The following is a 23,388-nucleotide window of genomic DNA, read 5'->3' on the forward strand; positions in this document are numbered from 1 at the left end:
GGGATGCGATCCTGATGACCTGCATGACCTGCGCCCACCCCCGCACTCCCGGCGACGGCCCACGGCACCCGCCTGCGCCCCCGCGTACGCACCCGCACCGCACCCGGCCACCTCGTGGGCAATCACCGAACCACGCCCGCCCGCCTGCCGAGGCCGGGCCAGACACCCCGGGAGCCGTCCTGAGCACCGCCGCCGCCGAGGCCGTATCCGTCGTGCTGCTGCTGGCGGTCCTCACGTTCGCCGTGCTGCGGCCCGGCAGCCGCCCCGAGGCACTGGCCGCCGTGCCCGCGGCGGTGCTGGTCGTGGCGCTCGGCGCGGTGTCGCCGTCCCGGGCGTGGGAGGAGATCCACAGCCTGCTGCCGGTGGTCGGATTCCTCGCCGCGGTGCTGGTCCTCGCCCACCTCTGCGCCGACGAGGGCCTGTTCACCGCGGCCGGGGACGCGGTGGCGCGCGCCTGCCGGGGCCGTCCGCAGCGGCTGCTGGGCGGGGTGTTCGTGGTCGCCTCGCTCGTCACGGCGGTGCTCAGTCTGGACGCGACGGTGGTGCTGCTCACCCCGGTGGTGTTCGCGACCGCCGTCCGGGCGGGGGCCCCCGCGCGCCCCCACCTGTACGCCACCGTCCATCTCTCGAACAGCGCGTCGCTGCTGCTGCCGGTCTCCAACCTGACCAATCTGCTGGCGTTCACGGTCAGCGGGCTGTCGTTCACCCGGTTCGCCGCGCTGATGGCGCTGCCCTGGCTGGCGGCGATCGCCGTCGAGTACGCGGTCTTCCGGCCGTTCTTCCGTACCGACCTGGCGGTGCCCGCCGCGGCCACGCGGGAGACGGACCGGCCGCAGGTGCCGGTGTTCGCGCTGACGGTGCTGGGGCTCACGCTGGCGGGCTTCGTCGTGACGTCGTTCGCCGGGGTGAACCCGGCGTGGGCGGCGCTGGCCGGTGCCCTGGTGCTGGCGGTGCCCGCGCTGCTGCGGAAGCGGACCACCGTGCGCCGGCTGCTCGGCGAGGCCGACCCGCTGTTCTGCCTGTTCGTCCTCGCCCTCGGGGTGGTGGTCCGGGCGGTCGTCGACAACGGCCTGGGCGACGCCGTCGAAGCGGTGCTCCCGGACGGCTCGTCCCTCCCCGAGCTGCTGACCGTGGCCGCGGTCGCGGCCCTCCTGGCCAATCTGATCAACAACCTGCCCGCGGTGCTCGCCCTGCTCCCGGTCGCCGCGGCGGGCGGGCCGGGGCCGGTGCTCGCCGTGCTGATCGGGGTCAACATCGGCCCCAATCTCACCTACGCGGGGTCCCTCGCGACGCTGCTGTGGCGACGCATCCTGCGCGACCACGGCACCGAGTCCGACCTGCGCCGCTTCACCCTGCTCGGACTGCTGACCGTCCCGGCGGGGCTGGCGCTCGCCACCGTCGCGCTGTGGGCGGGACTGCGGGCCTTCGGCACGGGGTGAGTGCGGGGCGCGTTCCCCACGCGGTGCGCCCCGGGCACGCTCGGCACGCCCGGGCCTGGCTCGTCCGGTACGGCGCCCGGGGCCGGCTCGTCCAGTACGACGCCCGGGTGCCCGCCCATACGGTGCGGCGCCCCGGCCGACCGCGCTCCGGACGCCGGTCCACGCACAATTTCCGGGCCCGGCCCCCGGCCCCGGAAAAGCCGTTCGGGCGGCCTCCGCCCCAACGGAGTCCGCCCGAAAAGCTCTTGCATCAATGCCGGTTGCCCGGCGCGGGGCCCGCCGGCCCCACCCCTGCGCCCGCCGTACGGCGCCGCCGCGATGTCGCGCGGGCGCGGGGTTCACCGCCGGCGGGCCCTCGCCCCAACGAGGGCCGGCCGTGCGGTGGTCACCCTGCGGGAATTCAGCCGGCCAGGCCGGCGACGGCGGGCGCGGCCGGAACGGCCGGGACGGCGCCGAAGGTCGGCAGCGCCGGGATGTTGGCGGCGTTCGTCAGGTCGGCCGGGACGGCGGCCTTCGGGGCCAGGCCCTGGGCACCGGTGGCGGCACGGCCCGCGACGCCCCGGGCGTCGGAGGCGGCGGTGCCGGCGAGGTTCCGGGCGAACGGCTGCGCGTCAGCGGCCACACCCTGGGCGAACGGGGTCACGTCACCGGCGACACCCTGCGCGAAGGGGGTCACGTCACCGGCGACACCCTGCGCGAACGGGGTCACGTCGGCCGCGACACCGGTGGCGAAGCCGGACGCGTCGCCGGCCACACCCTGCGCCAGCGGCGTCACGCCACCGGCGACACCCTGCACGAACGGAACGGCCTGACCGGTGGCGTCACCGGCGAGCACGCCCACGCCGCCCACGGCCTCCTGGGCCACGGGCAGCACCTTGACGACCAGACGGCGGCCGACGGGCGGCAGCACATCGGCAGCGGCCTGGTCCACGGTCGGACGGACGGTGGCGACGGCGCCCTGGGCCAGGTCGCTCGCCTGCTCGGGACGGACACCGGCGGCGGCCGGAACGGCGCTCAGGTCCTCGGCGCCGGGCACAGCCGGGACACCGGGCACGGCCGGAGCGGCGGGCAGCTCGGCCGGGACGGTCGGCAGCTCGGCCGGGACGGCGGGCAGCTCGGCCGGGACGGCGGGCAGCTCGGCCGGCAGGTGCGCCGGGATGCCACCGGGCAGGCCGCTCGGCAGACCGGCCGGGAGGCCGGTGGCCGGAACCGCGGGCACGGCGACGTTCGGCAACCGGCCGGCCACGTCACCGGTGGGCAGCTTGCCCTGGGCGGACTTCGCGGCCTTCTTGGCCTTCTTGGCGGCCTTCTTCACGGCCTTCTTGGCGTCGGCCTTGCCGAGCTGCCGCTCCGCGGTCTCCTTGGCGCCGGAGACGGTGCCGGTCACGTCGTCGAGGCCGTCGGTGGACGGCAGCCCGCCGCCGAGGGTGCCGGTGGCCTTGCCGGCCACGCCGTCGACCGTGTCCTTCGCGGTGCCCGCCGCGTCACCGGCCGACAGCTTGTCCTGCACCGAGCCGGTCGCGCCGGTCGCGGTCTCCTTGACGGTGCCGGTCACGGAGCCGGTGTTCGGCACCTCCGGCAGCTCGGCCGCGGAGGCGGCGGCGCTGCCCAGCGCCCAGATGCCGGTGGCGGCAGCGGCGACAACGATGGAACGACGGAAGTTCTTACGCATGAGGAGAGAGTTCCTTCGAATTCAAGGGCTTCGGAGAAAGGGGTTGGGCAGACCTGATCCGCCCCCGCCGCGGCAGGTCCAAAAGAGGCGGTGGAACGGCCTGCCCTAGCCCGGGAATTCGAGGATGTCGTGGGAGCGCTCACGCGTCGGCGCACCGTGCGCCGCCTGCACCGCACCGGCCACCAGGCCGAAGCGGGGAGCGTCCGTCGCCGGGGCGGCGTGTGCGTCCCCGCCACGGGGACCGCTGCCGCTGCCGGCGTTCTGCGCTGCGGAGCCGCTGGACAGCGGCGCCTGCGGAAGGTCGACCGGGAGCCGGTCGTGGTGCTGCGCGGCACCGGCGGACTCCGCCCGCTCCGTGGCGTCCGCGGCGTACTGCTGCGAAGCCTCGGCGGTACGGACGGCCGGACCGGCGGTGTTCACCGGAGCGTGGTGCGCCTGCTCGGAGGCGTCCTGCCCGGGACGGTGCGGCTCACGGGTGTCCGGCTGCGCGCCGGACCCGTCCTGCCCGTCACCACCGGGCAGGCCCGCCGGGAGGCGGGCGGCGTCGGCGGTGCGCTCGACCAGGCCCGTCACCGGCTCGGCGACGGGGCGGGCGGCCCGCTCCGTACGCTGCGCGACCGGCTCGACGGTGTCGGAGACGGCGTCCTCGACGGCCTTCCGGCGCTCGGCGGACTTCTCCGCCCCCTCGGCCATGCGGTCCTGCATCCGGTCCCGGCGGTCCTGCATCCGGCTCTTCGCCTGACCGCCGGCCTGCTCGGCCGGGGCGAGCACGGTGGCCCGCCCGGAGGAACCGTCGAGGTCCGCGGCCTGAGCGCTGCCACCGAACAGGAAGGCCAGCCCCAGAAGTCCCCCGAGAAAGAGGACCACCAGCAGCGCACGCCGCGCGGCAACCGTGCGCGGCAGGCGCACAGCAGCAGGCATGGCGAACGATGCAGACACGGTGGAGGAGACCTTCCGGTACATGAGAGCGCCGCGTCCTCTCGGGGCAGAAAGGCCCGAGTCCCGCGGCGGTTCCGGGTGACTGAGGAGACCTTGCACGCTCCACGGCGGCCCGCGCAAGCCCCCTGTTACCGATGAGTCGCCATGTCCGTTATGGGAACCGGACATTCCGGTTCAACGCCGCCGAGGCCCTCGGCGGGGAGCTCCCGTCACGGACTCGGCACGGGTGACGGTGGACAACACCCCACCACCGACCGGAGTGCGAGGCGGTCTCGAACCGAACGCCAAGAGGGGAAAGCGCCGACCCGCACGCTGACCGTCTTGAGCGCTCGAAGGCCCTCGCCCACCCGGTGACACCCGCCGTGTAGGCACTGCTCGACGAGACAGCGCTACGGCGCCCGGCGCCACTCACGCAATCGTCACAGCCCACAGTCCGGTGATCGTGGGCCACGCGGTACACAGCCCGTTCCCCGCGTTTCGAAGAGATCCGAAGAGATCCGAATGCGGGCTGCCTCGCCCTTCACCACGCATCAACGTGAGGTGAGGAAAGAATCATCGCCTCTGCGCATGCAAGAACATCGGTACCCGGACATCTGCACCGGACTCGACCAGGATCATGAGGACTTCCAGGTATCCGCTTCCTCATCCGGGCTGATCCGGATGGTGCGGGCGAACTCGTCGACATCGTCGAGTGCGCGGAGGATCCGCCCGGCGTCGGGATCGGCCAGGATGATCAGGACGTCCGCGGCATCCGTGCCCTTCTCGTAGCGCCAGGCGTATCGGAGGCCGACGTGCACCTCGTTGCTGTCCTCGTCCTGGTAGTAGCGCAGCACCCGCAAGCCGGCCCCCAGATGCGGGGAGTCGAATTCTTCGACGATGGGGGGCTCGATAGCGTAGCTCGCGTCGGCGTGGGTCAGGGCACGCAGTGCCGTTTCCCGGCTTTCGCCCTCCTCGATCTCAACCAAGTTGACATACGCCGGAAGCGGGTTGTCCCTCGGGTGCGGGAGGTGCAGGAGGACCTCGAATCCCGGAAAGGCTGAGGGAGCCCTCTTGGCATACATCACGAGGATGTCGCTCAGCCGGTCGACTTCGCCCGGTTCCGGCTTCTCCGTTGCGAAATCCTCCCACCAGACCTCGGCAAAGGTGCGTGCCCACGCCTCCGGTGTCTGCGCGGCTTCGACGCCTTCAAGGCCCGGTTCCGGCCACATGAGCGGGACGCGGAGCCAAGGATCCAGGTTCATCGCGTGCTTGACGTTGAGCCAGCTCATTCATAACTCCACTTGAAGGTTCCGACTATCGCGTCGAACAACTCGACGAGCGCACCCGTGAATTCACTGTCGAGGTTGCCGTCGCCGGGCGTGGAGAAGTTGATGCTGATCCAGCGCCCGACGTCTTCCGCGACGGGGATCACGTACTCGACCCGGTAGGCCGGCAGAGCCGCCTGCTGCACAGCTGCGGGCGCCGATCGCAGCTCTTCCGCGTCGGGAGTGGATCGGTAGGAACGGCGGATGGCGGGTGCTCCCACCAGTTCGACCGTGGTCGCCGATCTGTCGGGGCCATCATCGTCGGCCAGTTGAGCAAGCACTGCCTCCGGCGGCGCGGCACGGTCCTGGCCGATCGGCATCTCGGCGACGATGAACGAGGCCATGAGAAAGGTCCCCCCGCGCGGGCGCACCGGCAGGTAGAGGTCAAGGCCACCGTTTCTTCTCGCCGCACGGGCCTGCTTCTCGATCTGACGGCGCATGTCCAAGCGGAACCGCATCGCATCGTCCCGGGGGATCCCCTCCGGGACTTGTCCCATCTGCGAAAAGAGGATTTTCTCAAGTGCTTCCTTTGTGCCGCTGCGCAGAGGGATGCGAACCCAGCCGGGTGGCAGCACGAGCTGGTACCCACGGGGAGCGGCCCCCTCGGCAGCTGGTGGCTGCTGCTCAAGATCAGGCGCACTCACGACGACGCCTGCTTCCTCAGACGTCGGTCGGCCACCGGGACCGACAGGGCGACGAGTGCCGAAATCGCGGCCAGCCAGCTGTAGCCGATGGCGGCAATAACGTTCAGGAACAGGAACAGGTAGGAAATAAGCTTGATCGTCTGGGAGAAATTGGCACCCCTCTGTGGACTACGGATGAGCTCGCGGTTCTTGAGGAACACGACCAGAATCGCCACGGGTGCAATCATGAACGGCCAGGCGAAGTAACCTACGGTGAGCCACTCCATACCGCCGTACTTGCTGCCGAGGTCCTGGAAGGCAGCACAGAGGATCGGCACCAAGGTGCACACAGCAAGGAGTTTCATGGCCCTGGATTCTTCTGAGCCGTTCCCCATACTTCCTGCCACTATCTTCTACCTCCAACGTTTTCGCTTCGAAGTTCGCCATGTTCGGTTGCCGCTGACCGGGCCTCACTCAGGGTTGGTCACCAGCGGCTCCCCACTTCAAGCGTCAGGACATCCTTGACATTTCCGTAAGGGTCCCCGACGAGCTTTTCTCCGGCTTTATCTCCAAGGTCCACCGCAGTGGCAGCAATGTAGTTCGCCTTGAATTTCGATACGGCCTTGTCAGCTGCGTCGGCCGCCTCCTTCACGCTGGCATTCCCGGCGAAATCTCCCCGCATCAGTCTGGAACCCTTGGCCATGCTGGCGATCTCCTTATCACCGTGCAGCGCTGTCTCCATCCGGGTCGGCGTGGGTTGTGATCGACCCGCCTGCAGCTCGCGCAGCCTCTGTTTTGCCCGAATCGCTTTCTGGCCACGTGCCGAGTCGGAGCCGTACCGCGTGATGTTCTTGTCGAGCATCTTGCGCACGTTCTTGTACTGGTCGAACCGCGGCGCCCTGGAAGTGGTCTTGGCCGTTGCGTATGCGGACTTTGCGCCCTTGAGTGCGACGGTACCGATCCGCAATGTGACAAGCGCGAAGACGTCCATGGCGACATCTGTCCAGGACCCGTCACCCGAGAGGGCCAAAAGCGTGTGTCCGACACCGACGGCCACCGTGGCAACAAGCGCCGCAACCGCCAGCCATCCGATCGGTGTGAAGAGCATGGCAGCGACCCCGAGGATCGTCGCCGCCCAACTCAGAACTTCGACGGCGAGTTTGATCGCCTCCGCGTTCTTGTGAACCCAATCCTTGAAGTTCTCCCAGCCGCTGTCCTTGATCACGTCGGAGATGTCATCGCCGATGTTCTTGGCATAGTGCTGAGCGCGAGCGTCGCGATCGGAGATGACGTCGTTCAGCCGCTTGCGGTACGACTCCAGGTGACTGTCGGCGTCAGAGTCTTCCGGCTGCTTCTTGTCGCCGTCCTTCTTCGCCTCGGATTCCTTCTTCTTCACCTCGGCAGCGTGTTCCTCGTCGGCCTGCTTTGCGGATTCGAGGATCCGGTCCGCCCGCTCCTGGAAACCCTCCAGATCGTTCGCCCAGTTGCCGAGATCGCCGACTACGCGTTCGTAACGGCCCGCCGTCTCACGGAAGCGCTTCTCCAACTCGCCGGACTTCTCGCGGATCTTGTCGGCGTACTTCCCCTTCAGCGCATCGCCGTCCTCGGCCTGGCGCAGGATTCGGGCCTGGTCACGGAGGGTCTTGGCGAGGTCCTTCATCTTAGTGACCTCGTGCCTGATGTCCTCCGGATCACCGGGTACCGGGTCCCGCTCCGCCAGCGGCTGCCAGTCAACCGGTCGCCGCCTACCCCTACCTGTTCCCATCGGTCACTTTCCCCCGTCTTTCTCTTTCTTCTCAATCGCGTTCTTCAAGTCGAGGTCCCGCTTATCGAAGCTCTTGAGCGCACCCTCTACGTGGTTCCCCAGGTCCTCAACGTTGTCCACCAGTTCGCGTCGGTAGTTGTCCCAGTTGGTAACGAACTCGCCCATCTTGTCGGCGATGCTGTCGTGACCCCAGATATCACGTATGTCTTTGCCGTGACTGTCGATGTCCTTCAGGGCCTTATTGATCTCTCGGAGGTTACTCTTCGATGACCCCAGCAGTGTGTAGTCGACAACCAGCCGGTCGTGGCCGCCCATATGCCCCATTCCTTCGTCTTGCGTGGTCAAAAGGATCACGTTGCAACTCAGCCCACCGGACCGGAACTGTCACCCTGAACGGCCCTTCACGCAGGCTGCCCTGACGCTCCGAGCACCCCTTGAACTTGATGTGACCTGAGCTGATATGTCGTTGCCGCCGGGCAACGGAACAGACACCGAAGGTTCGTCCGGGGTTCGTCCTGCAGGAGAAGTCCGCCTGCGACGACTTGCTGAAGGCGATCTTCGGATACCTCTCGCCGGATACTCCCAATGAAGCCGACAACCAGGCGCCTTCGCCTCTTCTGCCCGCACTCCGGATATTGCCGGAAGACGAGTCGCCGCCGCCTCGGAAGCCACAGGCAGACAACACCGATCCGCAGACGTGCTCGCGCTGCTGCGGTGAGCGGCGGGAGGCGATTCACTCTGGGATCCCTTGTGGTGAGCGGAGGACTCGCCCCACGCTATCCAAGGTGCAGCCGACGGCACCAGGTCGATCCCCCGAGGTGGTCACTCATCATTGGGCGAACCCATACAAGGCGGCTGTTATCGGCCCGCTGGACCAATGGAACTCCCTTGCCCCTTGGTTGTTCCCTGGAGGTGACAGAGTGAAGCAGCCGGACAAGGGGCTCAACTTCGCACCGCCCCGGGATCGTCCATCACCTCGGAAAGTCATCACAGACATGCCCATCTGGGAGCCCGAACCGGGCGAAACTCTCCTCGCCCGTACCCCGATCACCTTCGCCACCGGCGCCGCCATGCGCGTCCGGGGCATGCGCTGGTTCCGCGACACCGAACGCCGCGACATCCAGGCCGAACTGCCGGGCTGGCCCGAGGGCCCGGTCCACGTGGTCCGTGGCGGCGGGAACGCGGCTGCACGGAATGTCGTCAAGGGCGGGCTCATCGCCCTGGGGGTCGTGGTCATGGGCATCCTCAGCTCACAGGGCGGCAGCGTCGGTCCGGGTGCGTCGGACCAGGGCTCGGACACCCCCACCGACCGGGCCGACGAAGTCGAGGACTTCCCCGTCATGTGGGCGGCCCCCGGCACCGTCGCGCGCACCCTGCCCTGGCAGCTGGACCCGGGGCGCACGGACGCCAAGCGCTACACCACCCATGCGATCGTCACCGACCGCCGCCTGGTGATCGTCGGCCTCCCGGTCCACAAGGGCCAGAAGACCATCGACGACGAGCTGCTCTGGGAAACCCCGCGGTCCACGATCGCCGCCGTCGAGCCCCGTGACTTCAAGGACGGGACGGACGTGCAGCTCGTCTTCACCGACGGCTCGTGGTGCCGGCTCCGCGCCCAGTGGCGCCGCCGTTTCACCGACTATCTCAAGGGCCCCCTCGACCTGATGTCCTTGGAATCGCTCACACCGGCACAGCGGAGCACCGCCCGCACCTTCGCCGCGACCCAGCCGGCGGATGCCGGACCACCGGTCGTCACCCGCAATGCCTGCGGCTGCTACCGGGTCAGCGTGTTGGCTCCGAGCACGACTGACTCCTTCTTCGGCATCTCCGACCGGGACACCGTCGTGGACGCCGCCGGCACGGAGCTCCCCTACGCGCAGTACCACCCCGAGGACTTCACCAGCTGACTTCACCCACACGATGTGCCGCGCCGCCGCCCCCTGACGGCCGCACGGCACAACCCGAACTTCCCGGCACCACCCCTTCCGGTTCGGCGTACTCGCCGAACCAGGTGCATGTCGCGCCGACCGATCTCGACGCTCACGTCAGGCACGCGCTCACCCGACTCAACCTCGACCTCCCCGACCACGTCGATCCGGCCGCCGCAGGAACGGCACTCCGCTGGTCGCAGAGCGCACCGTTTCCTGACCTTCATCCGGCTCCCGGCATCGCGGACACGGTCGCGCCAGGCCAGCCGCCCCACTCGCGCGTCGCTCAGCAAGCCATCCCACGGCACCCCTGCCGTGGGACGCACCCAAGCCCCGAGCAACACAAAACCCCAGGTCACGGGCTACATGACCTGGGGCTTCTCGGAGCCGCCTAGGGGAGTCGAACCCCTGACCTACGCATTACGAGTGCGTCGCTCTGGCCGACTGAGCTAAGGCGGCGAGCTGCTGGTACGCCTCGTCTCGCAGACACGGACTGGCATCAGCAACGGCGCTAAGTCTACACAGTCACCGGGGGTGCCTCGCACCCCGTTACCGTGACCCCGGCCTCCCCGCCCGTTCCGGGCCCCACTCGCTCTCCGAGCCGCTCCGGCCCCGCCCTGAGCACCCCAGGTCACCCCTCTGCCGCCCGCTCGCAGCACCCCCGGTCGGTCCCGCCAAGCCCTCCGCCGCCCGGTTCGGCGCACCCGGCCATCCGCACCGCGGCCCGCCACCCCCGACCACCACCTCCGACAGGCCCCCACCGGCACCCCCGACCGGGCCCCACCGGCACCACCGACCCGCCCCCCTCACCGGCACTTCTGCCCCTTCTCCGGTGCCTTCCCCTCCAGCAGATAGGTGTTGATCGCCGTGTCGACGCAGTCGCTGCCGCGCCCGTACGCCGTGTGCCCGTCCCCCTCGTAGGTCAGCAGGGAGGCCGAGGAGAGCTGGCCGGCGAGACCCTGTGCCCAGACGTACGGGGTCGCCGGGTCGCGGCTGGTGCCCACCACCACGATCGGGTCCGCGCCCTTCGCCTCGATGCGCTGCGGTGCGCCCGTCGGCTTGACCGGCCAGTACGTGCAGTTCATCGCCGCCCACGCGAAGCCGGTGCCGAAGACCGACGACGCCTTCCGGAAGGACGGCAGCTCCCGGCGCACATCGTCCGGGCCGCCGAAGCTGGCGGGCAGGTCCAGACAGTTGACGGCCGGGTTGGCGAACATGAGGTTGGCGTACGAGCCCTCGCTGTCCCGCTCGTAGTAGGCGTCGGCGAGCCCCAGCAGCCCGGCGCCGTCACCGTCCATCGCCGCCTGGAGCGCGTTGCGCAGCTGCGCCCAGCTGCCCTCGTCGTACATCGCCGCGACCACGGCCGTCGTCGCCAGCGATTCGCCCAGCTCACGCCGCTCGCCGGTGGGGAGCGGGTCGGCGTCGACCTTCCGGAAGAAGGCCTGCAGCCGCTCGGCCGCGTCCCGCTCGCTCCCGGTGCCCAGCGGGCAGTCGTCGCGCCGCACGCAGTCCTCGGCGAACGCCGTGAAGGCGGTGTCGAAGCCGGCGGTCTGGTCGCGGTTCATCCGCAGGGAGGTCAGGGACGGGTCCATCGCGCCGTCCAGGACCAGCCGCCCCGCCCGGCCCGGGTAGAGCCCGGCGTAGGTGGCCCCGAGGTAGGTCCCGTACGAGGCGCCGACGTAACTCAGCTTCTTGTCGCCCAGCACCCCGCGGAGCACGTCCATGTCGCGCGCGGCCTCGACGGTCGAGACGTGGCCGAGGACGTCGCCGGACCGGTCGCGGCAGCCCTTGGCGAACTTCTTGTACGCGCTGACCAGCCGCTTCACCTCACCCGGGTCGTCGGGCGTCTGGTCGACCTGGGTGTAGGAGTCCATGTCCTTGTCCGAGAGACACCCGACGGGTTCGCTGCCCGCGACGCCGCGCGGGTCCACCGCGACCATGTCGTAGCGCGCGCGGACGGGCGACGGGTAGCCGATGCCCGCCCAGTTCTGGAGGTAGCCGATCGCGGAGCCGCCGGGGCCGCCCGGGTTCACCAGCAGTGAGCCGATGCGTCGTCCGGGGCCGGTGGCCTTCACCCGGGAGACCGCGAGTTCCAGGTCCTCTCCCGCGCCGGGCCGGTCGTAGTCCAGCGGGGCCTTCATCGTGGCGCACTCGAACCCGTCGGCCCCGCAGCGGCGCCAGCGCAGCTTCTGCTCGTAGTACGGCGCGAGGGCGGCCGGGATCGCGGCGGGGAGGGGGCGCAGTACACCGGCGCCGCCGGTCCGGCGCTGCCCGCTGCCCGGCCCCGCCGACGACGTCCCGAACTCCGCGGTGTCCGCATCGCCGCTCCCCGACGAACAGCCCGAGATCAGCAGCCCCACGAAGGCGAGAAACGTGCCCGAGGTGCGGAGCAGACGACTGGTGTCCATACGGGCATCCCCTCAGTTCTTCACGCCGTGTGATCGGAGGGTATCCGCACGGTCACGCCCCCTGCCCGCTCACCGTCCTCGTACGGGTGAGGCGCCCGCCCCGCCGTCCGTGCGATCACCGCCGATCCGCCCACGGCATCGGGGCGTGCCCCACCGTGGGATCCAGCCGTGCAGCCCGGGATCCGGCAGGCGCTCCGCCGGGGCCCCGGCACCTGCCCGCTCCTACCCGGCGCGCAGGGTCAGCGTCATCGCCTCGACGGCCAGCAGCGGCGCGACGTTGCGGTCCAGCGCGTCCCGGCAGGCGATCACCGCCTCGATGCGGCGGAGGGTGCTTTCGGGCGTGGAGTTCTCGGCGATGCGCCGCAGGGCGTCCTGCACCTCGCTGTTCGCGATCGCCACGGAGGAACCGAGCTGCAGGGCCAGCACATCCCGGTAGAAGCCGGTGAGATCGGTGAGCGCGAGGTCGAGGCTGTCGCGCTGGGTACGCGTCGCCCGCCGCTTCTGCCGGTCCTGGAGGTCCTTCATCGCCCCGGCGGTGCCCCGGGGCAGCCGGCCGCCGGTGCCCGCGGCCGCGCCGAGCGCGGCGCGCAGCTCCTCGGTCTCCTTGGCGTCGACCTCCTCCGCGACCTGCTTGGCGTCCTCGGCCGCGGCGTCGACGAGTTCCTGGGCCGCCTTCAGACAGCCCCCGGTGTCATCGATCCGGAGCGGCAGCTTCAGCACGGCGGCCCGCCGCTCCCGGGCGCGCTCGTCCGTGGCCAGCCGCCGGGCCCGCCCGATGTGCCCCTGGGTCGCCCGCGCCGCGGACGCGGCGAGGGCGGGCTCGATCCCGTCGCGCCGGACCAGCATGTCCGCCACCGCGTCCACCGCGGGCGTGGTGAGGGTGAGATGGCGGCAGCGGGAACGGATCGTGGGCAGGACGTCCTCGATCGAGGGCGCGCAGAGCAGCCACACGGTGCGGGGCGCGGGCTCCTCGACCGCCTTGAGCAGCACATTGCCCGCACCCTCGGTGAGCCGGTCCGCGTCCTCCAGCACGATCACCTGCCAGCGGCCGTTGGCGGGCGAGAGCTGAGCGCGGCGCACCAGCTCCCGGGTCTCCTTGACGCCGATGGACAGCTGGTCGGTGCGGACGACCTCGACATCGGCGTGCGTGCCGACGAGCGCGGTGTGACAGCCGTCGCAGAAGCCGCAGCCCGGGGAGCCACTGAGGGCGCGGTCCGGACTCACGCACTGCAGGGCGGCGGCGAACGCCCGCGCGGCGGTGGCCCGCCCGGAGCCGGGCGGGCCGGTGAACAGCCAGGCGTGCGTCATCTTCGATGCGGCCACCGCCTCGATGAGCCCGCCCTCGAGCTCCGGCGCGTGCGGGCTGTTCCCCTCCGCCGCCGCGGCGGCCGTGGCCTCGGTGACGAACGCGTCGGCGTCCCGCGCGGCCGCGGCGAGCTGCTCGGTCACCCGCGCCTGGCCGACCAGGTCGTCCCATACCGCCATCGCTGTCCTGCCGTCCCTGCGCCGTGCGCGTCACTGCGCGCCGTCCGTGTCACCGCCCCGTGGGGGCCCGTCAGCGCAGCCCGCCCGTGCCGTACCGGCTGCGGCTCCCGCCGCATCCGTCGGCCACGGATCCCGCCGTACGTGCTGCGGCTCCCCATTGTCGTCCACGCCACGGACATCCGACGCCGGTCCCCGCACGGCCGCACCCGAAGGGCCCACCCGATTGCTGCCGTGCGCGATTGCCGCCGCCCCCGAGCGCTGCCGTGCACGGAACGCCTCCGAACCGCACGCGGACACCGCCGCCCCCGAACTCCCCCGCAAGCCCCGTACGAACACCCCGCCCCCGGACTCCCCGTCCCCGGACGACAGCGCCGAACGACAGCGCCGAACGACAGCGCCCGGGCCGGTCCATGACCGTGCCCGGGCGCCTCCCAGCCGTTTCCGTCCGCTATCCGCGGCCTCCGCGACCGCCGCCTCCACGACCGCTGCCGCCGCGACCACTGCCGCCACGGCCGCCGCGTCCGCCCCGGCCGCGTCCGCCGCCGTTCCGGCCGTCCGCGTCCTCGTCGTCCCGCGGGCCGAGCAGCTCGTCCGCGAGGGTCGGCAGATCGTCGAGCGGGGTCTCCTCGGCCCAGTCCGAGCGGCACCGGGCCTGCGGCATCGGCCGGGTCTCGGCCGCCGGGTCGATCTGCGGCAGCTCCCGCGTCCGGTCGTCCCCCGCCGCGGACGGCGTCTCCTGCGCCTCCTCGGACTTGAAGAGCCAGGACGGGACCCGGTCCGCCGGGTCGGCAGGCCGCTCGCCCCGCGGCTGCGCGGCGTCCCGACCGTGGTCCACCGCCGGCAGCACCGCCGTCTCGTCGGCCGCCCCCGGTACCTGCGGCTTCGGGATCACGGCCGTCTCGTCGTCGCGGGAACCGCCCTCGGGGCGGACCTGCGGCAGGACGGTCGTCTCCTCCGCGTCCCCCCGACGGGGCTCCGGCTCGTCCTTCGTGAGGTCGACCCGGTCCGTCGCGGGGGCGGTCTCGTCCTTCGTGAGGTCGATCCGGTCCGTCGCCGGTCCGGTCTCGTCCTTCCGGAGGTCGATCCGCGGCGTGGGCACCGTCTGCGCGTGGTCCGCTGCGGAGTCGGCGGGAGCGGTGTCCTGGACGGGCGGCCCGGGGATCGGGGTCTCCAGCGTCGCCTCGTTGTCGGGCACGGCGGCCCGGGCGGCCTCCTCCGCCAGCCGGGCCTCCTCGGCGCGCCGCAGCGCCTCCTCGGCCTTGCGCTGCTTCTCCAGGCGCCGTTCCTCGGCCTCGGCCCGCTGCCGGGCCTCCTCCTCGGCGCGCAGACGCAGGCGTTCCTTCTCCTCCGCGCGCTGCCGGGCCTCCTCCTCGGCACGCAGGCGCAGGCGCTCCTGCTCCTCGGCACGGGCCCGCTCCTCGGCCTCCTGCCGCAGCCGCTCCTCCTCGGCGGCGCGGCGGGCCTCCTCGGCGCGGCGCTCCTCTTCCCGCTGACGCGCCTCCTCGGCCTCCCGCCGGCGGCGCTCCTCTTCCTGACGGAGCCGTTCCGCTTCGGCCGCCGCCTCGGCGGCCTTGCGCTCCGCCTCCCGCTGCCGGGCCTCCTCGGCCTCGCGGCGCTTGCGCTCCTCCTCCTCGGCACGCAACTTGGCGAGCTGCTCCTGGCGTTCGCGCTCCAGCCGCTCCTCCTCGGCCTTCCGCGCGGCCTCCTCGGCCTCCCGGCGCCGGCGCTCCTCCTCGGCCGCCCTGCGGGCCTCCTCCTGCGCCTGGATCTCGGCCTCGGAGAGCGGCAGCATCTGGTCGAGCCGGTGCCGGACGACGGTGGTCACGGCCTCCGGCTCCTGCCCCGCGTCGACCACGAGGTAGCGGGCCGGGTCCGCGGCGGCGAGGGCGAGGAAGCCGGACCGCACCCGGGTGTGGAACTCCGGCGGCTCGGACTCCAGCCGGTCCGGTGCCTCGGTGAAGCGCTCCCGCGCGGTCTCCGGGGAGACGTCCAGCAGCACGGTCAGATGCGGCACCAGGCCGTCGGTCGCCCACCGGGAGATCCGGGCCACCTCGGTCGGCGACAGATCGCGCCCCGCGCCCTGGTAGGCCACCGAGGAGTCGATGTAGCGGTCGGAGATCACCACGGCGCCGCGGGCCAGGGCGGGACGGACGACGGAGTCGACGTGCTCGGCCCGGTCGGCCGCGTACAGCAGGGCCTCCGCGCGGTGCGAGAGACCGGCGCTGGAGACGTCGAGCAGGATCGACCGCAGCCGCTTGCCGATCGCGGTCGCCCCGGGCTCACGGGTCACGACGACCTCGTGCCCCTTGTTCCGGATCCACTGGGCGAGGGCCTCGACCTGGGTGGACTTGCCCGCTCCGTCGCCGCCTTCGAGGGCGATGAAGAAGCCGGTGGCGGCGGGCGCCTGGGCCGGCTCCCCGCCCCGCAGCGCGTCCAGCAGGTCGCGGCGCAGCGGCACCCCGGACCGGTCGTCGGTCTTGCCCAGCACCAGCGCCGCGACGGGCAGCAGCAGCGCGCCGACGAGCATCAGCGTGAACGCGGCGCCGCCGTGGGCGAAGACGAACGAGCCGCCGGCCAGCCGGTGCGGACCGATCGCCGCGGCGAGCAGCGGGGCGCCGACCACCGCGAGAGCCATGAAGACCCGGGCGACGGCGCGCAGATGCTCGCCCGTACGCGCCCGGCGGTGCTCCTCGGCCTCCTGGTCCAGCAGGGTGTGCCCGGTGTTGGCCGCGACACCGGCCGCCACCCCGGCGAGCAGGGAGAGCAGCAGGACGGTCGCGAGGTCCGGGGTCAGCCCCGCGGCGAGCAGCGCCAGCCCGGTGACCGCGGTCGCCAGGGCGAACATCCGCCGCCGGGAGAGCGCGGGCAGCACCCGCGGCGCGAGCCGGATCCCGGCGACCGCGCCGCCGCTCAGCGCCAGCACGAGCAGGGCGAAGCCGACCGGCCCGGCGTCCAGGTCGGTGGCCTGGAGGGCGGCGAGGGCCACGGCGGCGGCGATCGCACCGGCGACGGCCCCGGAGGCCAGGACGAGCAGCGGCATCGCGCCGGTACGGCCCTTGTCGGCCGTGCTGCCGGTCCGGGGACGGCGCAGCCCCTCCAGCGGGGAACGGGCGCGGGGCGTCTGCCCGCCGGGCAGTTCCAGGAAGTAGAGGACGGACACGGAGGCGGCGAAGAGACCGGAGGCCACGTACGAGCCGAGGGCGGCCTGGTGCTCGTCGAACCACTCGATCCCGGCGCCCAGCAGGACGCCGACGAGGCCGATGACGACCAGCGCGGCGGCGGCGAGGGGCAGCGTCACGAAGCTGGTGCGCAGCCAGAGGCGCCGGAGTGCGTCGCGGTGGTCGGGCAGCGGGCGCACGGCGGCGCCCTCTATGGGCGGGGCGGGCAGCAGGGCGGGCGCCGCGCTCTCCTTGGCCACGGTCCAGAACCGCTCCGCCGCTCCGGCGACGAAGACCGTGAGGAGGAGCGGTACGAGGGCGTTGCCGGGGGTCCAGTCGATCCACAGGGGCGCCACGATGAGCAGCGCCAGCCGCACCAGGTCGGCGCCGATCATGGTCCAGCGGCGGTCCAGCGGACCGCCGTCCCGTCCGCCGCCGCCCGTGTCCGGCGGCGTTCCGCTCCGGGTGCCGCCGGGTGCGATCAGCGCCGAGAGGGGCCCGAGGAGGACCGCGCCGAAGAGCAGGGTCGCCAGCATGCGGGCGCCGAACACCGCGGCGACCGCGAAGGCGGCGCCGCGATAGCCGCCGCCGAGTGCGCCCTCGGCCACTGCCGCTTGCAGCGACAGCAGAACGAGGACCAGCAGGGCGAGTGCGTCTCCTGTGCCGCCGACGAACCGTGCGCTCCACAGCCGCTTCAGCGGCGGGTAGCGCAGCAGGGCGCGTACGGCGCGCTCGCGTGAATCTGCGGCAAGGGCGTCGGATGTGGTGGGGGTCACGACCGTTGGCTGCTCCGCTCGCGTCATCCGGCCAGCCTATCGGGCGCGGCCGAAACACTGATGAACCGCCCGAACAAGTGCCCGCACAGCAGCCGGTCACACGTCCGCCCCGTACCGGAATGAGGTGATCACTCCAGTACGGGGCGGCGGTGGTGGTGCTCCGGACCGTCCGCTACTCGGCCTGCTCCGCGGTGGCGGCCTTCTTCGCAGCGGTCTTCGTCGCGGTCTTCGCCGTGGCCGTCTTCTTGGCGGTGGTGGTCTTCTTCGCCGCCGTCTTCTTGGCCGTGGTCTTCTTGGCGGTGGTGGTCTTGGCGGCGGTCGTCTTCTTCGCCGCCGTCTTCTTGGCCGTGGCCGTCTTCTTCGCGGGCGCCTTCTTGGCCGCCTTCTTCGCGGTCTTCTTCGCCGGGCCCTTGGCCCGCTTCTCCGCGAGCAGCTCGAAGCCCCGCTCCGCCGTGATCGTCTCGACGTCGTCGTCCCGGCGCAGCGTGGCGTTGGTCTCGCCGTCCGTGACGTACGGGCCGAAGCGGCCGTCCTTGACGACCACCGGGCGCTCGCTGACCGGGTCGGTGCCCAGCTCCTTCAGCGGCGGCTTGGCCGCGGCGCGCCCGCGCTGCTTGGGCTGCGCGTAGATCGCCATGGCCTCTTCGATGGTGATCGAGAAGAGCTGCTCCTCGTTCTCCAGGGAGCGGGAGTCGGTGCCCTTCTTCAGATACGGCCCGTAGCGGCCGTTCTGCGCGGTGACGTCCACGCCCTCGGGGTCGGTGCCCACGACGCGCGGCAGCGACAGCAGCCGGACGGCGTCCTCCAGCACGACGGTGTCCAGCGACATCGACTGGAAGAGGGAGGCCGTCCGCGGCTTGACCGCGTTCTTGCCGCTCTTCGGGGTGCCCTCGGGCAGCACCTCGGTGACGTACGGGCCGTAGCGGCCGTCCTTGGCCACGATCGGCCGGCCGGTCTCCGGGTGCTCGCCGAGCTCGCGCTCGCCGCTGGGCTTGGCGAGCAGCTCCTTGGCCAGGTCGACGGTGAGCTCGTCCGGCGGCATGTCGTCCGGTACGTCCGCGCGCTGCCCGGTCTCACCCTCGACCTCGGAGGGCTTCTCGACGTACGGGCCGTAGCGGCCGACGCGCAGCACGATGCCCTCGCCGACCGGGAAGGAGGACACCTCGCGGGCGTCGATCGCCCCGAGGTCGGTGACCAGCTTCTTCAGTCCGAGGAGGTGGTCGCCCTCGGAGCCGGCGGCCTCGGTCTCCTCGCCGAAGTAGAAGCGGCGCAGCCACGGCACGGGCTGGGCCTCGCCGCGCGCGATGCGGTCGAGGTCGTCCTCCATCTTCGCGGTGAAGTCGTAGTCGACCAGCGCGCCGAAGTGCTTCTCCAGCAGGTTGACCACGGCGAAGGAGAGGAACGAGGGCACGAGAGCCGTGCCCTTCTTGAAGACGTAGCCGCGGTCGAGGATGGTGCCGATGATCGACGCGTAGGTCGACGGGCGGCCGATCTCGCGCTCCTCCAGCTCCTTGACCAGCGAGGCCTCGGTGTAGCGGGCCGGGGGCTTGGTGGCGTGGCCGTCGGCGCGGATCTCCTCCGCGGTGAGCGCGTCGCCCTCGCCGACCTGCGGCAGCCGGCGCTCGCGGTCGTCGAGCTCGGCGTTCGGGTCGTCGGCGCCCTCCACGTAGGCCTTCATGAAGCCGTGGAAGGTGATGATCTTGCCGGAGGCGGAGAACTCGGCGTCCCGGCCGTCGCTCGAACGCCCGCCGACCTTGACGGTCACGGAGTCCCCGACGGCGTCCTTCATCTGGGAGGCCACGGTCCGCTTCCAGATCAGCTCGTAGAGCCGGAACTGGTCGCCGCTCAGCCCGGTCTCGGCCGGGGTGCGGAAACGATCACCCGAGGGACGGATCGCCTCGTGCGCCTCCTGCGCGTTCTTGACCTTGCCCGCGTAGATACGGGGCTTGTCCGGCAGGTAGCCGGCGCCGTAGAGCTGCGTCACCTGCGACCGGGCCGCGGCCACGGCCGAATCCGACAGCGTGGTCGAGTCCGTACGCATATAGGTGATGAAGCCGTTCTCGTACAGCTTCTGCGCGACCTGCATCGTCGCCTTGGCCCCGAAGCCGAGCTTGCGCGAGGCCTCCTGCTGCAGGGTGGTCGTACGGAACGGCGCGTACGGCGAGCGCCGGTACGGCTTGGACTCCACCGACCGCACGGAGAAGGCGGTGTCCTCCAGCGCGGCGGCGAGCGCACGGGCCTGGGCCTCGTCCAGGTGCAGGACCTGGGAGTTCTCCTTGAGCGTGCCGGTCGAGCCGAAGTCGCGGCCCTGGGCGACCCGGCGCCCGTCGACGCCGGTCAGCCGGGCGCCGAAGGTGCCGGGGTCGGAGGTGTCACCGGCGCGTCCGGTGGCGAAGGTGCCGGTCAGGTCCCAGTACTCGGCGGAGCGGAAGGCGATGCGCTCGTGCTCCCGCTCGACGACGAGCCGGGTCGCGACCGACTGCACCCGCCCGGCGGACAGCCGCGGCATGACCTTCTTCCACAGGACCGGCGAGACCTCGTAGCCGTAGAGGCGGTCGAGGATGCGGCGGGTCTCCTGGGCGTCGACGAGCCGCTTGTTCAGCTCGCGCGGGTTGGCGACGGCATCGCGGATCGCTTCCTTGGTGATCTCGTGGAAGACCATCCGGCGGACCGGGACCTTGGGCTTGAGGACCTCCTGGAGATGCCAGGCGATCGCCTCGCCCTCCCGGTCCTCATCGGTGGCGAGGAAGAGTTCGTCCGACTCGGCCAGCAGTTCCTTCAACTTGCTGACCTGGGACTTCTTGTCCGTGTTGACGACATAGACCGGCTCGAAGTCATGTTCGACGTTCACGCCGAGACGGGCCCAGGGCTCGCCCTTGAACTTCGCGGGGACTTCTGCGGCACCGTTGGGCAGGTCGCGGATGTGCCCGACGCTGGCCTCGACCGTGTAGCCAGGGCCGAGATAGCCCTTGATCGTCTTCGCCTTGGCAGGCGACTCGACGATGACGAGTCGGCGGCCGCCTGGTGCGGTCTCGCTGGTCGGGGACAACTTCGCTCTTCTCTCCAGTCGACGCCAAGGGGGTTCGGCTTTGCGGTGACGCTGCGGAGTGTGACGGTACCTCCCGGCCCCGTGTCAAACGGGAAAAGCCCGCAACGCCACTCGAACGGTAACCCGACAAGCGGCCTGTCTGCCGCCCGGACCGGCATGCCCGAACAGGAGCACCGTAGGCACGGCGGACGAACGGGCGCCCGGATCCGGGGCCCCGATATGCGCAATCAGGCCAGGCAGAAGCAGCAGATACCGGCGGTGAGGAAGGCCGTCCCGAAGATCACCGCGAGGGCCGTCGATGCGACGGGGCTCACTCCGTGGGCGACCGGCACGCGGAGCGTGACCCGGGCGCCGGTCCAAATCAGCAGGGCGGCCCCGAACAGCGTGAACGCCGCCCCGGCGAAGATCGCGGGTCCGCTCTCCATGGCCTGGCCTGTCCCCTCGGCGACGTGTGACGCCGGAGCCTGTCACGCCCGTACGGCGTACGGGCGAACACCGGGTGAACAGCGAACCCGGGGTGAGCAGGACCCCGGACTCAGGGGTCCTCGCACCATGAGCGGCCGACCCGGGCGGGCACGGTGCAAGGCCCCTCAGTCCTCCCGGACCGGCTCCAGAAAGCCCTGCTCCACCAGACGCCGGATCGACCCGGGCGTACGGTCCCGCAGCAGCACCGGGTCCTCGCCCACGAGCTGCGCGATCGCGTCGAGGATCCGGCCGGCCGGGAGTGTGCCGTCGCACACGCCGGCGAACCCGGCACTCACCGTGTCGACCTCGGTGGCGCGCCGCATCCCGCGGTTCTGCCGGAGCACCACGTGCTCCGGGTCCTCCGCGCCGGGCTGCCCGACCTGCTCCTGCACCACCTCGTCGGCCAGCCGGAAACGGCCGGCGAGCAGGGCGGCGTCATCCGTCGCGTGCAGGAAGTCCTGCCGGTCGAAGTGGTCCCGTACGGTCACGCCCAGCGGCTGCTCGACGGGGTGCGGCCACTCCTCGGCAACCACCGACGGGCGCTCCGAGCCCGACTTGCGCAGGGTGATCCAGCCGAAACCGATGCCCTCGGTTCCCTGCGCCCCGAACTCCGCCAGCCACGCGTCGTAACGCTCCGCGTACTCGGCCGGATCGGTGCGGTGGTCACCGGCGTCGCGCAGCCACAGCTCCGCGTACTGCGCCACGTCCTGCACCTCGCGCTGCACGATCCACGCGTCGCAGCCCGCGGGCACCCAGGAGGACAGCCGCTCCCGCCAGTCCTCGCCCTCGGTGTGCTGCCAGTTGGCCAGCAGCTGCAGGTGGCCGCCGTCGTTGAGGTGGCCGGCGGCATGCTGGACCAGGGTGCGGCACAGGTCGTCGCCCGCCATTCCGCCGTCGCGGTAGGTGAGCCGCGGCCCGTCGGCGGAGCGGGGGGAGATCACGAACGGCGGGTTGGAGACGATCAGGTCGTACCCCTCCTCACCGGCCACCGGCTCGAACAGCGACCCCTGCCGCAGGTCCGCCTCGGGCGCGCCGGAGAGCGCGAGGGTGAGCCGGGCGAAGCCCAGGGCCCGGGGGTTGAGGTCGGTGGCGGTGACCAGGTCGGCGTGGTGCGCGGCGTGCAGGGCCTGGATGCCCGAGCCGGTCCCGAGATCCAGGGCGCGCGCGACGGGCTCCCGGACCGTGATCCCGGCCAGCGTGGTGGACGCGCCGCCGACGCCCAGGACGAGCTGCGAGCGGGGCACCCCGGCCACGCCCGAGGCGATGCCGCCGGCCCCGCCGACCGCGCAGCCCAGGTCGGAGACGATCCACCAGTCCCGGTCCTCGGATCCGGCGTACGGGCGCACGTCCACCGTGGCCCGCACCTCGTCGCCGTGCCGCACCAGCCAGCCGTCGGCGAGGCAGTCCTCGGCCGGCAGCGCGGCCTCCGCCTGCGCCTGCGGCACCGGCTGCTGCAAGAGGAACAGCCGGGTCAGGGTCTCCAGCGGGGACCCGCCGCGGGTGGCCCGCAGCGCGGGGACCGTCTCGCTGCGGGCCAGGGCCGCGTAGGCGGGGCCGCCGAGCAGTCCGAGGAGCCCGTCGGCGGTGAAGTCGGCCGACCGGAGCGCCTCACGCAGCCGTGAGGTGCGGTCGGCATCGGGGGTGGGGAGGCTGTGCGTACTCACCGGCCCATTGTCCCGTGCCGACGGCTCCCGGCGGACCGGGCGGGGCCGTCAGGAGGCGGCCGACGGAGCCTTGGTGGTCCGCTGGCAGCTGGTCTGCTTGGCCATGGCCGTGCCGATCTCGCCCGACTGGAGCTTCCTGATCGCCGCGTTGCCGACCTCGTTGACCCGCTCGATGTCGACGATGAGCTTCTTCAGCCCGTCGGCGAACGTACCCCGCGTCTTGGTGTTCAGCTTGTCCGTCTGCTGCTTCAGCTCGGCGTACGCCTTGGAGGTCGCGTCCAGCTCCTTGACCGCGTCCTTCTGGATCTGCGCGCCGTTGTCGACCGGCGGGGTGCCCGCCTTCTCCACGGAGTCGGACAGCGCGGCGTACGCGTCGGAGATCTGCTGGAAGGCGGCCGAGTCGGTCTTCTTGACGTTCTGCGGCTTGTCGTCCGCCGCGGAATCCTTGATCGCCTGGTTTGCCTGCGTGATCTTCTTCAGCTGCGGCTGGACGTCGTCGCAGACCTTCTTCGCGTAGGCGTCGACCTCGCCGCCGTCGTCACTGCAGCCGGACAGCGCCAGCACGAGCACAGCGCCACCGGACAGCGCGGCCACAAGCTTCTTGTTCACCGGATTGGTCCCTTCCATGGCTCTCGGCCCCGGAACATACACGCCTCGCGGGAGGGGGCCGCGAGTCAGGCATCCATTAGGATCAGCATTGTAACCATTTGCAC

At 71.6% G+C, this 23,388-nt stretch carries 16 protein-coding genes and 1 tRNA gene; 2 read left to right on the top strand and 15 right to left on the bottom strand.

Annotation, left to right across the window (positions count from 1 at the left end):
* The first annotated feature begins 179 nt into the window (after nt 1-179).
* The gene (locus AC3EQ1_RS16815) at nt 180-1,439 is read left to right on the top strand and encodes an SLC13 family permease (protein WP_432095164.1); all 1,260 of its coding nucleotides are present in this window, start codon (nt 180-182) and stop codon (nt 1,437-1,439) included.
* Nucleotides 1,440-1,839: 400 nt separating this feature from the next.
* Here the strand turns inward: AC3EQ1_RS16815 and AC3EQ1_RS16820 are convergent, their stop codons facing one another.
* The 7 genes from AC3EQ1_RS16820 to AC3EQ1_RS16850 all read right to left on the bottom strand — a co-directional run bounded on the left by AC3EQ1_RS16820 (nt 1,840) and on the right by AC3EQ1_RS16850 (nt 8,057).
* On the bottom strand, nt 1,840-3,111 hold the full coding sequence (locus AC3EQ1_RS16820; RefSeq protein ID WP_432095118.1) for a hypothetical protein: 1,272 nt from the start codon (nt 3,109-3,111) through the stop codon (nt 1,840-1,842).
* 105 nt (nt 3,112-3,216) lie between these two features.
* Nucleotides 3,217-4,050, bottom strand: a complete 834-nt coding sequence (locus AC3EQ1_RS16825; RefSeq protein ID WP_432095119.1) for a hypothetical protein — start codon at nt 4,048-4,050, stop codon at nt 3,217-3,219.
* 614 nt (nt 4,051-4,664) lie between these two features.
* Nucleotides 4,665-5,318 (bottom strand): hypothetical protein, encoded by a 654-nt coding sequence (locus AC3EQ1_RS16830; RefSeq protein ID WP_432095120.1) that lies wholly within the window; start codon nt 5,316-5,318, stop codon nt 4,665-4,667.
* Nucleotides 5,315-5,998, bottom strand: a complete 684-nt coding sequence (locus AC3EQ1_RS16835; RefSeq protein WP_432095121.1) for a hypothetical protein — start codon at nt 5,996-5,998, stop codon at nt 5,315-5,317. Before AC3EQ1_RS16835 ends, AC3EQ1_RS16830 begins: the two co-directional genes overlap by 4 nt.
* Nucleotides 5,995-6,342 (bottom strand): hypothetical protein, encoded by a 348-nt coding sequence (locus AC3EQ1_RS16840; RefSeq protein ID WP_432095122.1) that lies wholly within the window; start codon nt 6,340-6,342, stop codon nt 5,995-5,997. The genes AC3EQ1_RS16835 and AC3EQ1_RS16840 overlap by 4 nt, the downstream gene beginning before the upstream one ends.
* Nucleotides 6,343-6,461: 119 nt before the next feature.
* On the bottom strand, nt 6,462-7,742 hold the full coding sequence (locus AC3EQ1_RS16845; protein ID WP_432095123.1) for a putative T7SS-secreted protein: 1,281 nt from the start codon (nt 7,740-7,742) through the stop codon (nt 6,462-6,464).
* Between the two features lie 3 nt (nt 7,743-7,745).
* Nucleotides 7,746-8,057: a hypothetical protein gene (locus AC3EQ1_RS16850; RefSeq protein ID WP_432095124.1), complete on the bottom strand. Its 312-nt coding sequence runs from the start codon at nt 8,055-8,057 to the stop codon at nt 7,746-7,748.
* Between the two features lie 680 nt (nt 8,058-8,737).
* On the opposite strand from AC3EQ1_RS16850, the gene AC3EQ1_RS16855 reads away from it, so the two are divergent.
* Nucleotides 8,738-9,649, top strand: a complete 912-nt coding sequence (locus AC3EQ1_RS16855) for a hypothetical protein (protein WP_432095125.1) — start codon at nt 8,738-8,740, stop codon at nt 9,647-9,649.
* 406 nt (nt 9,650-10,055) lie between these two features.
* Here AC3EQ1_RS16855 and AC3EQ1_RS16860 read toward each other — a convergent pair.
* The 8 genes from AC3EQ1_RS16860 to AC3EQ1_RS16895 form a co-directional block, all read right to left on the bottom strand.
* A tRNA-Thr gene (locus tag AC3EQ1_RS16860) sits at nt 10,056-10,129 on the bottom strand.
* Between the two features lie 347 nt (nt 10,130-10,476).
* Nucleotides 10,477-12,078, bottom strand: coding sequence for an alpha/beta hydrolase (locus AC3EQ1_RS16865; protein WP_432095126.1), 1,602 nt, complete (start codon nt 12,076-12,078; stop codon nt 10,477-10,479).
* A gap of 222 nt (nt 12,079-12,300) precedes the next feature.
* Complete coding sequence (locus AC3EQ1_RS16870) at nt 12,301-13,563, bottom strand: DNA polymerase III subunit delta' (protein WP_432095127.1); 1,263 nt, start codon at nt 13,561-13,563, stop codon at nt 12,301-12,303.
* 448 nt (nt 13,564-14,011) lie between these two features.
* A complete protein-coding gene (tmk, locus tag AC3EQ1_RS16875; RefSeq protein ID WP_432095128.1) occupies nt 14,012-17,524 on the bottom strand; it encodes a dTMP kinase in 3,513 nt (1,170 codons plus the stop codon).
* A 145-nt stretch (nt 17,525-17,669) separates the two neighbouring features.
* Nucleotides 17,670-20,546, bottom strand: coding sequence for a type I DNA topoisomerase (gene topA / locus AC3EQ1_RS16880; RefSeq protein ID WP_432095129.1), 2,877 nt, complete (start codon nt 20,544-20,546; stop codon nt 17,670-17,672).
* A gap of 227 nt (nt 20,547-20,773) precedes the next feature.
* Nucleotides 20,774-20,971, bottom strand: coding sequence for a hypothetical protein (locus AC3EQ1_RS16885; RefSeq protein WP_432095130.1), 198 nt, complete (start codon nt 20,969-20,971; stop codon nt 20,774-20,776).
* A 165-nt stretch (nt 20,972-21,136) separates the two neighbouring features.
* Complete coding sequence (locus AC3EQ1_RS16890; protein ID WP_432095131.1) at nt 21,137-22,675, bottom strand: DUF7059 domain-containing protein; 1,539 nt, start codon at nt 22,673-22,675, stop codon at nt 21,137-21,139.
* 48 nt (nt 22,676-22,723) lie between these two features.
* Nucleotides 22,724-23,284, bottom strand: a complete 561-nt coding sequence (locus tag AC3EQ1_RS16895; RefSeq protein WP_432095132.1) for a small secreted protein — start codon at nt 23,282-23,284, stop codon at nt 22,724-22,726.
* Nucleotides 23,285-23,388 lie beyond the last annotated feature (104 nt).

It is taken from the genome of Streptomyces sp. bgisy100 (assembly GCF_057709105.1).